Below are 12,316 nucleotides of genomic sequence, written 5' to 3' on the forward strand. Positions count from 1 at the left end.
TAAATATTTTTTTTACTTAATAATTCCTAAGTTTCATTTCTACTCTCCTGTTTTTAGAACGGCCTGCAGCAGTTTTGTTATCTGCAATCGGATCATTAATACCATGTCCCGTAGCGGTTATACGGCTTTCATCGACTCCATTGGCTATTAAGTATTGCTTAACTGAATTAGCCCTGTTTTCTGATAATGTTTGATTCTTATCTGCAGAGCCAGTAATATCGGTATAGCCATCAACATCTATTTTATAAGATGGATTATCTTTCAATATCTGTGCTACATCTTTTAATGATTTGTAAGATTTCGCAAGAAGCTTTGAACTACCTGTTGCAAAGAAAATATTTTTTGCTGCCTTGTTTACTTTTTCAACCACTACCACATCTATTACAGGGCATCCAAAGTTTGATGCAGGCCCTGCTTCGTTTGGACATTTATCTTCTTCATCATTTACTCCATCATTATCTTTGTCCGGAACCGGGCATCCCTGGTAACGGGCAACTCCTGCAACTGTCGGGCATTTATCTTCTTCATCATTAATACCATCTTTATCAGTATCGGGTATGGGGCAGCCGTTATACTTCGCGGTGCCTGCAACATCCGGACATTTATCATCTTTATCTGCAATTCCATCACCGTCTTTATCAGGACATCCCTGCAAAGCAGTTGTTCCTGCCTGGTCAGGGCATGCATCCAAACTGTCTACTATACCATCTCCATCGCGATCAACAACTACAGGTACTTCAACGGCTTTAGGAACAATAACTTTATTGCTGGCGATATTGCCGGCAATAGTTATGCTGTGGTAAAAATGATAGCTTGCATTTTCAGTAACCGGAATTCTATATTGAGAATTCAAAATTAAATACGCTTCATCCAAAAAATTAACCTGCAAACCAATACCAACAGGAGTAAAAGCGCTAAAATATTTTTGATAATTACTGGCGCCTACCCCAAGATCAATAAAAGGTACCACCCAATATTTGTCCGTTAGTAATTTTAAATTAAGGTTTGCTGTGGTTTCTAATAAAAAATTATTTGCATTAAAAGCAGGCACGTTATCTATAGGATAGTCCAGAAAAGAACCACCGAGCGTAGCTATAAAATCTACATGTTTACTGATTCCGGAAAAGTAATCAACTGCAATTCCCGGGTTCATTATCGACGGCTTAAAAAAACTTTTGTCTTTGAGAACACTCACCAAACCGTTAGTTCTGATGTTTGCTGCGGTTTTAAAATCATTTAAAAAAAAACTAATCCCCAGAGCCTGCTTTTTATGTGTAGTTTCCTGCTGGGCAAATGCTGTTGCAAAACAAAAAATACAAATAAATAAAAATTGAATTTTTTTCATAGCCAATTAGTTTACTGTAAAGCAAAATTAATCCGTCGCAGGCAAAGGGTAAAATTAATTAGTTATCTATTTTATGTAAACCGTCTCCACAAGCTTATGGACGAAAATTGTTGAGCACCTCTACTTTTACCTTTGCCACGCCTCTTCCCAAAAAACCAAGATCCCTGGCGGCAGCTCTTGACAAATCAACAAGGCGTTTATTTTTATGATTCATCCTGTCGTTTATTCTTACAATAACGGTTCTATGATTGCGAAGATTGGTAACTTTTATCCACGTGCCAAGAGGTAATACATTACAGGCAGCAGTGTATTTTGCAGAATTATAAATTTCATCGTTCCTTGTAGAGCGCCCCTCAAATTTCTTAGCATAAAAACTTGCTACTCCGTATTTGACAATCGTTTTTTTGGTACTCTTTTTTTCTTTTGCGTTTATATGCTTTTTTCTCCTAACTGTTTTTTGCGCATATAAATTCTGTGAAAAAAAAGCAATTAGTAAAAAGACAGGAATTATTTTTCTCATATTAATTAATGATGAGGTAATATTTTACAAAATAATAATTAATAGCATAACGTATTTGTCGCTTATTTATTTGCAAAATATTTTTCGGCAAGCATAGCATCGTCATTATAAATGTCTTTATAGATAACCAGTTTATCATCTCTTGCTTCACAGGAAAAATATTCAATAAAAAGAGGTAGCCTGTTCTTTATAAATATACGTTTCCTGTCTCTATTGCTGAGCCATTTTTTAATAGAATCAACATCGTAAGCGAGCTTCTGTTCTTTGGTTGTATTTAAACTATCGTTTCTTGCAATATAGAACGCAAGTTGCTCCCATTTTTGAACACGCACACAACCATGGCTCAACCCCCGGTCAGAATTTTGAAAAAGATAACGTTGATTGGTATCGTGCAGGTAAACGCTATAAGGATTATTAAAGTTAAATTTTAGTACTCCCAACGCATTGTCGTCTCCGCTGCCCTGCATTATTTTCCATGGAATTCCTTTAGAATATTTTGACCATTTAATAGTGTAAGGATCTACAATGTCTCCCTTGGAATCAACCAAATTAAATCCCTTCGCTGCAAGGTAACCCGGATCCTTTTTTAATGCCGGCAAAATATCTTTCTTAATAATGCTTTCGGGAATTGTCCATTGCGGATATGTGACCATATCCGTAATTGCAGAAGTTAATACAGGCGTACGTGTTTCAGGTTTACCTATAATAACTTTAGAACGTATTATTAACGTATCATTATCCCATAATTCGAGGAAATAAGATGGAAGATTTACCCAAACATATCGCAGCGGAAGTGTATCGGGCATCAGCTTATAACGGTCAAGCGTAATTGCAATTCGCCTGAATTTCTCCTGGTCAAAATTATTAAGAGATTCGATAAGCTTCGGGCCAAATTTTCCGTCTTTCCTGAGTTTATTAGCACTTTGGTATTTCTTTATTTCTTTGCTTAATAACACTGAATCAGGTAATGTGTCGAGCGGCTTGGCCAAACCAGATTGGACCAATCTCTTTTGAAGATTTTTAATAAGTAAAAAAGAATCTTTTTGCGGGTAAACAATAAACTGGTACCTGGTAGTATCCATATTATCAACAAAATCCTTCACAAGGTTTTTAAGAGACTGATATCGAAAGTTAGCAGGTTCAACAGAATTAAACAGGTTAGTTAAAGAAGCAATATTGCGGGCTTCAGTTAAATTTTTAATAAAAAATGAATCAATATATTTTGGCTTCCGGGTTATTGAAAGAGTTTCGGGTAAAAGTCTTCCCTCTTTAAGATCTCGTAAGGTTTTCATAAAAGCATCGCTTAGCAACAGGTCTGCTTTCGTCCATACTATTGCATCTTTTTTTGCTAAAGTATCCTCGATTATCTTTTTTCGTAATGCAGTTAATTCGTTAAAATGATAATCGCGGGGATAGAGTCCATAATATTTGGAATGCTCAATAAAATCAAACATTGAATCCGCAAGAGGCATCCATTTTTCTTTCCTGCTCCAGATGTTGTGATAATTGTTGTTATCATAAAATGAGTTTACCACGTTAAAGAGATATAATTTACTGGAATCATTTATTTTGCCATTATTATCATGGGCAAATTGTAATACCGCTTTTATATTTTCAGTAATCTGATCATCCATCTCCTCAGGCACTTTTACAATCTCTTTTTTAACTGCAGCATGCTTATTCTTGCAGCCAATTATACCACTCATGAGAATAAGAGTAAATAAAACATAAACTACATTTGTTTTTTGAAGCATGTTGTTATAGGTGTTTAGAAATAATAATGGTTCTTATAAAAATTTAAAATTAAAATAATGATTTATAAAGTAAACAATTCTTTGAAGTTATTACTGCTGTTTACCCTTATATTTCATTTTGCAGTTATAAAAATTTCAGCACAATCAAAAGTCGGCAATAAGTATGGGTTAATGGTTATTGATGATGTAAAATTATTACAAAGCGAAATTGTGACTGATTCCAATAAGAAAATGATTGATGTGAAAAAAGCGATCCCTTCTTTAATTATTGATTTAAGATACTCAACCAACAACAATTTTATGCATCGAAGGTTGTATCCGTCGCTGCAAACGACCTACCTCCGGCTTGCAGCAGTAAACGCTCTGAAAAAAGTGGTTATTGCCCTTAACAATGAAAATCTTACTATAAAAATATTCGATGCTTATCGCCCTTATGCTGTTACCGAAGAAATGTGGGAAGCTGTAAAAGATAATCGCTACGCGGCAGATCCAGCCAAGGGAAGCGGACATAACCGTGGAATAGCCGTTGATGTTACGTTAGTAAATCTTCGTACAAAAAAAGAGTTAAACATGGGTACTGGCTTCGATGATTTCAGCGATACTGCCCACGGGGACTTCACGGGATTGCCGCAAGCAGTTTTAGACAATAGGCTTTTATTAAAAAACGTTATGGCAAAATACGGTTTCGTAAGCCTCAGTATGGAGTGGTGGCATTTTAGTTTGCCAGGTGCTAAGGATTATGAACTCCTGGATATTCCTTTTGCAGCACTAAAAAAAATTAACAGGAAAACAAAATATTAGCTCTTTATTGCTTCATACATTTTCTCCACAAGTAGCATTGTTGCCGGGCAATATTCAATGTTCTGTTTATGAACGTGCATGTAATCTTTAAATGGCTTTTTCAATAAGTGCGGAAATCCGGCACAATCTGCAGGACGCACTTCATAAATAGAACACATATTCGTTTTAAGGTCGAGAAACTGGCAGGGCCTTGATTTGTTCATCCAGTCGTTTCCCCTTTTATCAAGGTAAAGCCATTTTTCTTTTAAATCTTTTGGCCTCATACCCAAATGCGCAGCGATTCTTTTTATATCGGTAAAGGTATAAGTTGGGCTCATTACCTTACAACAATTAGCACAACCGAGGCAATCAATTTCTTCCCACACTTCCTTATTTTTTTGCAATACAATATTCTCAAAATTTCTGGGGAGATTATTTTCGGTTTTTGTAATGAAATACCGAAACGATCTTTTATTTTTTTGAAACTTTCTTTTGTGCTTTAGAAGATTAATACGCTGCATGTAAGATGAAAGTTAGATAGGCCGCCGAATAGATTTAAAGTAGTTTGTTTAAAACTATAAAAGTAGCGCATATTTTATTTTAATTTCACACAACTATTAAACCAGGGCCTACCATGTGGGATGTTTATAAAAAGGGATTTAAGGCACATCTTCAGCTTGAAAAATCTTTATCAGAAAATTCTGTTGAAGCCTACATTCACGATATCGATAAACTAACGCAGTTCCTTTCATTCAGCGAGCCTGAACTAAAACCCGAACAGGTTAATTTAAAACACCTTGAAAAATTTTTGCAATGGATCGGTGAATTGGGAATGACGCCTTCTTCGCAATCAAGAATTATTTCCGGGCTTAGAAATTTTTATAAATATTGTCAGCAAGAACAAATTTCAAAAACAGATCCAACAGCTCTGCTCGAAACTCCGAGGCTAATAAAACATTTGCCGGATGTGTTAAGCTTTAGCGAAATAGAGCGTATAAGTAATTCGATTGATGTAAGTACCAATGAAGGCGCAAGAAATAAAGCCATAATTGAAACCTTGTACAGTTGCGGATTACGGGTAAGTGAGTTGGTAAATCTCCGCTTATCCTGCCTGTATTTTGATGTGGGTTATATCCGCATTATTGGAAAAGGAGATAAAGAAAGATTAGTTCCTGTAGGCCGCCCAGCCATAAAATACATTAATATCTACCGCCAAAATATTCGTGTACATGTTCCCGTTATACCAGGCTTTGAAGATATTCTTTTTCTTAACCGCAGGGGAAGAAAGCTGTCACGGGTTATGATTTTTATGATCATAAAAGATCTTGCAAAAAAAGCCAGTATACCAAAGACCATTTCCCCTCATACCTTCAGGCATTCATTTGCTACCCATTTGGTAGAAGGTGGTGCAGATTTAAGGGCAGTACAGGAAATGCTGGGCCATGAAAGCATTACTACAACAGAAATCTATACACATCTTAACCGGGAATATCTCCGGAATACGTTGGAGCAATTTCATCCTTCCTATAAATAAAGTATTTCAATATTTTCCGTACAAAATCTTTATCCGGTTGCCCTATAAAGATGAATCTTAGTAAAATATTAAAAGAGAGAAAAAGCGTACTAACGGGATATTTTTTTGAAAGTAATTATTTCCCTTCAACCAGCACCTTCTCGTTTTGATAAGCGCTATTTTCATTGATATTTTTAACCCGGCTCCTGTAATTCTTAAACATACTCATCCATTTAAGTTTCAGCACGCCGAAAATACCTTCCTTGACAATTCCCTTATTCATTTTCGAAATACCATATTTCCTGTCGATAAATGTAATGGGAACTTCCTTTATAATAAAGCCAAGCTTCCATGCAGCAAATTTCATTTCTATCTGGAACGCGTACCCGACAAAACTAATCTCGTCTAAATTAATTGCTTCGAGTACATTAGATGTGTAACATACAAAGCCGGCCGTAGGGTCTTTTACCGGCATAAACGTAATTAAACGGGTATAAATTGATGCACCTTTTGACAAATTTACTCTGATGGATGGCCAGTTTTTTACGTTTCCGCCCTTTACATAACGGGACCCCACCGCTACATCGGCACCATCATATTTGCAAGCCTTGTAAAGTTTATCTAGATCGTGAGGGTCATGCGAAAAATCGCAATCCATTTCAAAAATGTATTGATAACCCCTGGATATTGCCCACCTGAAACCGAGTATATAAGCGGTTCCCAAACCAAGTTTTCCTTCCCGCTCTTCGAGAAAAAGTTTTCCGTTATATTTCGAAAAAAGCCCTCTCACAATTGCCCCGGTACCGTCAGGAGAGTTATCATCTATAATAAGAATATGAAAATTTTGCTGAAGCGAAAACACTGTTTCAATAACAGAAGCAACATTCTCTTTCTCATTGTATGTAGGTATAATAAGAAGTTTTTCCAAAAAAGGGCTTGTGTGTTTAAAATGAAATTACAATTAATCTTAAAAATTCCTTTTAAAAAGTTTTACAAGGTCATTTTTTTAATAAGGTTCGGTTCAATATTTCAGTAAGCTTTTGCTTTGTATGTAATGGGAAGTCGCCTTTCATCATCCAGTCATAATATTGAGGCTCAGCCTTTAAAACCTCGGAAACGGGGCGGCCTTTATGTTTTCCAAAGTTAAATACTTCTACATCATTATCCATAACAAACCGCCTCGCAAAATCCACGAATTTCTCTTCGCCTGTAAATTGCAAAATAGTATCTAAAGTATTTCCTAAATGTTCATACCGGGTAAGCTGGGCTTCCAATATTTCCCAGGTGGCTGTGGCATCGGCCTCGGCTGAATGGGCATCATGCAATTCCTTTTCGCAATAAAATTTATAGGCGGCCCCGAGCGTTCTCTTTTCCATCATATGAAAAATATGCTGAACGTCAAGCATTTTCCTGTTTGACATTTCGATTTCAAGGCCAGCTCTCAAAAATTCTTCCATTAACAGCGGGATATCAAAACGATTGGAGTTATACCCGGAAAAATCTGAATCCTCAATGAATTGTTTCAGCTCGTTAGCAACCTGCTTAAATGTAGGCGCATCTTTTACCTTATCATCCGTAATGCCATGTATTTCACTGCTGTTTTTTGGAATTGATATTTGGGGGTTAATAATTTTCTGCTTCACAGCTTTAGTTCCGTCAGGAAATATTTTTATAATAGCTATTTCCACAATTCTATCGGTTGAAAGATTGGTGCCTGTTGTTTCAAGGTCAATAAAAACTAATGGGCGTTTTAGTTGTAAGGGCATTATTGAATTTTAAATTTAGAATTTAGTTTATTATTAATTCAGTTATTATTTAGCGCATTTAAAATATCTATTCCTTCATAATTTCCACTGCTCATGAAAAGAAAATTAGTATTGATGGTGTCTATACTTTTGAGCTTCTTTTCGAGGTCTTCTTTGCGGGTAAAAACTTCGAGATTTTGTTTATCAAATCCCGCCATCACACTTTGCGGCTCAAGCATTGGCAACCGTTTTAACTCCAACGCGTGCTTGCTGTAAAAAACAATCCCTTCATCAGCATTATCCATAGCGCCCGAGTATTCATGCATAAATTTTTCATTAAGGCTGCTGAAGGTATGCAATTCGAGGATTGCCACCAGTTTTCTTTGAGGAAATTGTTGTTTAACTGCGTTTATGCTTGCCGTTACTTTACTGGGCGCATGCGCAAAATCACGATAAATATTATAATATTTATTCTCAGCAAGTATTTCAAGACGCTTAGCCGCTCCCGTAAAAGAAGCAATTGCATCTGCAAAATCAATATCGCTTATGCCGAGCGTTTTACAAACATTATGAGCTGCCTGCAAATTTAGAAGATTATGGTTTCCAAAAATTTTTAATTTGGCATTCTCCCTGCCAATCACGACGGTTGTTATACCGTCTTCAATAAAGTATGTCGGCAGTGCGTAAGGCACATATTTTATATCGCTTCTTTTATTTTCCTCAATTAACTTTTTTAATATTTCATCCGTTGCATTATAAATTAAAACACCTTCCTTTTCTATTTTCTCAATGAAAATTTTAAACTGCTCGAGGTAAAAATCAAACGTAGGAAATACATTTATATGATCCCATGCTATACCGGTTATTACTGCAATATGTGGAAAAAGAAAATGAAACTTTGGACGTCTTTCTATAGCACTCGCAGGATATTCATCGGCTTCACATACAATCAGTGGTGCATCAGTAATTTGCACACTCTGTTCAAATCCTTCCAGCCGTGCTCCAACCAGGTAATCGAAATTAATGTGCGAATATTTGAGCACATGCATAATCATCGCGGTTGTTGTAGTTTTACCATGACTGCCTCCCACCGCAATTCTTTTTTTATCCTCACTTTCTTTATAAATATATTCAGGAAATGAAAATATTTTCAAACCCATTTCCCGTGCTTTCTTTAACTCCGGATTGTCATCTTTGGCATGCATTCCCAGTATTATTGCATCTATACCGGGAGTTATATTAGCAGGGTTCCACCCGCTTTGAGCAGGCAATATCCCTTCTTTATGCAAATTGGTGGATGCCGGCTCAAAGATTTCATCATCGCTGCCGGTTACTTCGTAACCTTTACGGTGCAAGGCAATTGCAAGCTGGTGCATAACACTACCTCCTATGGCTATAAAATGGACACGCATGATGAAGTTTTATCGAGTATTTTAAGATTTTAACAATAGATTGAAATATAATTCGTTTTTTGAAATAACAACTTAAAAAGTTAGATTTAAATTTGCAAACAGGTGCAAAATAAAGTTTTAACCTAAATTATCGTTATGAAAAAATTGATCATTATTCTTACTTTAGCCGGTTCAATTGCAGCAATATTTACGTCTTGCAGCAGTTCCCGCAGGACAGGCTGTCCTATGACGCAAAATATTATTCACTGATTTTAAATATTGCACCTCGTATAAATACATGAAATGGATTCCTTTGAATAATGAGGAACAGCTCGAAGAAATAAAAACAAATTCCCTACACGTTCCACAGGTAATTTTTAAACACAGCAGCCGATGCGCTATAAGCAGCATGGCTAAAAGCCGTTTGGATAGAAAGGAGCAGCCTGAAGGAATGGATTTTTATTTCCTTGATATAATAAATCATAGAACTATTTCCAACAAAATAGCCCACGATTTTCATGTTCCGCATGAATCTCCGCAAGTACTCATTATCAACAAGGGAGCATGTGTGTATGATGAGAGCCATTCAGGCATTGATATGGACGATATAAAGGCAAATGCAGCCAACACCTGATGCTAAAGCGCTGTTACCGCTTACTATTCTTTAATCATGCGCAATAAATAAAGAAGTCCTTGACTGGTTCAGTACTACATTAGCCAGGCTGGGTTTAAAAAGCAGCGAAATGGAGCTCCTTCCATAAGCGCCCATAACTACCATCGTATTTTCGGTATGATCGTCAAGAAATTCAATTAATTTTTTTTCAAGCTTTCCTGTAAGCGATACTGTTTCAAGGTCATCAAATCTTTTTTCAAGTTTTTGAAAGATGGCTTCTCTGTGTTTCCTTTTTATTTTCTCTTTCTCATTGATAGTTACCAGGAAGGTTTTTTTCTTATTCAATTTTGGAAAGAGATTCGAGTAAGTTTTAATTGCAAGCATTGCATCGTCGCTTCCATCGTATAATAATATCGCATTTTTAATTTTAGTAGCATTGACAGATATAAGGCATAAAGGAGATTTCACTTCGGCCATAATATCTTTAAGAGAATATTTTCTAAAATCGTCACGTGAGTCTGCCACTATACAATCTGCTCCGGTACTTAAATCAACTAACTTTTTTAGAGAAACATTCAGTTCAAAAGAACACTTTACTTTTTCATCTTCGCAAAAGGTTTTAAATAATTGCACATTCTTTTCTTCGAGTATTTCATCATCCGCCTTTTCCTTTGCAGGCGACAAGTCGTTTTGAACGGAGGTTATATCACTTGGGAACGGATAGGAATTTTCTTCATCTTTCAAAAATATAGCCTGCACTTCGGCATTATTTTGTTTAGCGATATTTAAAGCAAACGTGGTAATATGCCATGGAGCGTTTATACCATTAAAAAGAACAATAATCTTTTTCATCATTAATATTTGGTTGCAAATATCAAATTAAAGATTTGAAAGGAATCTTATTTTCCAAATCGATCGATTTTCTTGTAACTAGTCTTTAGAGTAATTGTCGAAGCCAATAATTTCCAGGTTTCAACATTAAGTGCACATGTACGATTTGTTCATTAACATCATTTTTCAGACCGGGTCGTTTTAATCTTGATTGTTTGATTTCTCTTTCCGGGAGCCTTTATATTGTTAAGAACTAATGGTTTTACGTCATTAAAAAATAACGTTGGAAGAGACGTAGCGCCCTCTACAGAAAAATTTTGCACGGTAACTTTTTGTGCATCATCCATCAGCAAAGACACTCTGTAATCTTTCGTTTTATTAACCAGCTTTATATTTTTTAATGTAATTCCTTTTACGTGCCTGACATATAAACCCCATGCAGGTAATTCACCAAACATTGAAAACTCTGGATAATTTGTTATCGCTTCAGGAATCTTATTAAATGAATCTAATGGAAAATGCGCTAACGATTTATCTCCACCTCCATCATAAATGATAGTAATATTCTGCAGCACTACATTTTCAACAGGATGGCCCGGAAAGCCCGTAACTGAAGAAGGAAAAACATTGTGCGGAATTAATGCTGAACTTGTATCAATACTAAAATGATCCCACGGCGCTGCATCATTTGGATACTGAACAGTGGTATCTTCATTTTTTGATGGAGCTCTCAACTCGGGTCCTTCCATTGGGTAATCTTTATCGGGTTTGCCCTTCGGTACTTCTACAGTTACATCGCTAATAAATACATTTCGCAGTTGACTTATAACTGAATCTTTATTGCGATGGCCCAACCTGATAAAAATTGCGTTACCCGTATTGACTGCATGAATGTGTTGCACATCTACATCTTCTAACCTGCCTCCATCAACTGATTCAATTGCAATTGCAGAGCGGAAGGTATTATAGACTTCAATATTTTTTATTACAATATTTTTGAAACCTCCACGTGAAGCTGTCCCTAATTTTACAGCACTGGCACTCGAACGAACTTTACAATTGGCAACATAAATATTTTCGCAGCGCCTATTACTGTCTTCTGATTTTAAACAGATACCGTCATCGGCTGCATTAATAATGCAATTTGTTATTCTGGCATTTTTGCAATCCACGACATCAATGCCGTCGTTGTTTAAAAATGTATTGCTGAAAACATGTACGCTATCGATTTTTAGGTTGCTGCAATTTTTATAATCCTGTATCCATGAAGTACCATTCTGCAGGTGAATATTTTTTATAGTAACACTATCACAATTTCTAAATTCGATCATTCGTGGCCGGTTGCTTTCACTCGGCCTTCGCTGGTGCCAGTCATTATACTGCTTCCATTCTATATCATATAATTCACCTGCCTTTAACTTTTTATAAATATCCTGTATTAGCAGGTCGCATTGACCATCTATAGTGCCATTGCCGGTAATAGAAATATTATTTGCATGATCGGCCACGATCCATGCAGAAGCGCTCTGGCTTGGTCCGTAATCAGCCCTGTCAGTACTTGCAAGCAACACAGCTTCCTCGTGAACAAACAATTCAACATTCGATTTTAAATGAATAACACCGCTTAAAAACCGGCCTCTCGGAACAACCACTCTGCCACCGCCATTTTTGTTCGCATCGTCAATCGCATGTTGTAGCGCAATTACATTATTAGTAACTCCGTCCGGGATGGCGCCATAATCCGTTATTACAAAATCTCTTTTTTGGCCGAAGCAAGCCACCATCACAAAAAATGTTACTAAGAGTAAATTGATTTTTTTCAAA

Annotated in this window: 12 protein-coding genes; 3 read left to right on the forward strand and 9 right to left on the reverse strand. The window is 36.3% G+C overall.

What is annotated here, in order from left to right; translation table 11 throughout:
* Positions 1-16: 16 nt before the first annotated feature.
* From FW778_RS03755 to FW778_RS03765, 3 genes are all read right to left on the reverse strand, one after another.
* Positions 17-1,345 carry an OmpA family protein gene (locus FW778_RS03755; protein WP_150413251.1) on the reverse strand — a complete coding sequence of 443 codons (1,329 nt, stop codon included), beginning with the start codon at positions 1,343-1,345 and terminating at the stop codon, positions 17-19.
* Positions 1,346-1,439: 94 nt separating this feature from the next.
* Positions 1,440-1,865 carry a septal ring lytic transglycosylase RlpA family protein gene (locus FW778_RS03760; RefSeq protein ID WP_150413252.1) on the reverse strand — a complete coding sequence of 142 codons (426 nt, stop codon included), beginning with the start codon at positions 1,863-1,865 and terminating at the stop codon, positions 1,440-1,442.
* A gap of 62 nt (positions 1,866-1,927) precedes the next feature.
* Positions 1,928-3,619, reverse strand: coding sequence for a L,D-transpeptidase family protein (locus tag FW778_RS03765; RefSeq protein WP_150413253.1), 1,692 nt, complete (start codon positions 3,617-3,619; stop codon positions 1,928-1,930).
* A 57-nt stretch (positions 3,620-3,676) separates the two neighbouring features.
* On the opposite strand from FW778_RS03765, the gene FW778_RS03770 reads away from it, so the two are divergent.
* Positions 3,677-4,420, forward strand: a complete 744-nt coding sequence (locus FW778_RS03770) for a M15 family metallopeptidase (protein WP_150413254.1) — start codon at positions 3,677-3,679, stop codon at positions 4,418-4,420.
* Here the strand turns inward: FW778_RS03770 and FW778_RS03775 are convergent.
* Positions 4,417-4,920: a YkgJ family cysteine cluster protein gene (locus tag FW778_RS03775; protein WP_150413255.1), complete on the reverse strand. Its 504-nt coding sequence runs from the start codon at positions 4,918-4,920 to the stop codon at positions 4,417-4,419. The two genes, FW778_RS03770 and FW778_RS03775, sit on opposite strands and share 4 nt — an antisense overlap.
* Positions 4,921-5,033: 113 nt before the next feature.
* Here FW778_RS03775 and xerD point away from each other — a divergent pair, with 113 nt between their 5' ends.
* On the forward strand, positions 5,034-5,933 hold the full coding sequence (gene xerD, locus FW778_RS03780) for a site-specific tyrosine recombinase XerD (protein WP_150413256.1): 900 nt from the start codon (positions 5,034-5,036) through the stop codon (positions 5,931-5,933).
* Positions 5,934-6,048: 115 nt separating this feature from the next.
* On the opposite strand, the gene FW778_RS03785 is transcribed toward xerD, so the two are convergent.
* The 3 genes from FW778_RS03785 to FW778_RS03795 form a co-directional block, all read right to left on the reverse strand.
* Positions 6,049-6,840: a polyprenol monophosphomannose synthase gene (locus FW778_RS03785; RefSeq protein WP_150413257.1), complete on the reverse strand. Its 792-nt coding sequence runs from the start codon at positions 6,838-6,840 to the stop codon at positions 6,049-6,051.
* Positions 6,841-6,910: 70 nt separating this feature from the next.
* Positions 6,911-7,678, reverse strand: a complete 768-nt coding sequence (locus FW778_RS03790) for a 3'-5' exonuclease (protein WP_150413258.1) — start codon at positions 7,676-7,678, stop codon at positions 6,911-6,913.
* Between the two features lie 38 nt (positions 7,679-7,716).
* Complete coding sequence (locus FW778_RS03795; RefSeq protein ID WP_150413259.1) at positions 7,717-9,069, reverse strand: UDP-N-acetylmuramate--L-alanine ligase; 1,353 nt, start codon at positions 9,067-9,069, stop codon at positions 7,717-7,719.
* 277 nt (positions 9,070-9,346) lie between these two features.
* Between FW778_RS03795 and ytxJ the strand changes: the two genes are divergently transcribed.
* Positions 9,347-9,682, forward strand: a complete 336-nt coding sequence (ytxJ, locus tag FW778_RS03800) for a bacillithiol system redox-active protein YtxJ (protein ID WP_150413260.1) — start codon at positions 9,347-9,349, stop codon at positions 9,680-9,682.
* Between the two features lie 30 nt (positions 9,683-9,712).
* Here the strand turns inward: ytxJ and FW778_RS03805 are convergent, their stop codons facing one another.
* Positions 9,713-10,513 carry a universal stress protein gene (locus tag FW778_RS03805; protein WP_150413261.1) on the reverse strand — a complete coding sequence of 267 codons (801 nt, stop codon included), beginning with the start codon at positions 10,511-10,513 and terminating at the stop codon, positions 9,713-9,715.
* 158 nt (positions 10,514-10,671) lie between these two features.
* On the reverse strand, positions 10,672-12,315 hold the full coding sequence (locus FW778_RS03810) for a glycoside hydrolase family 28 protein (protein WP_202552063.1): 1,644 nt from the start codon (positions 12,313-12,315) through the stop codon (positions 10,672-10,674).
* Between the last annotated feature and the right edge of the window lies 1 nt (position 12,316).

Origin of the sequence: Ginsengibacter hankyongi (assembly GCF_008710285.1) — a bacterium.
Classification (GTDB): Bacteria; Bacteroidota; Bacteroidia; order Chitinophagales; family Chitinophagaceae; genus Ginsengibacter; species Ginsengibacter hankyongi.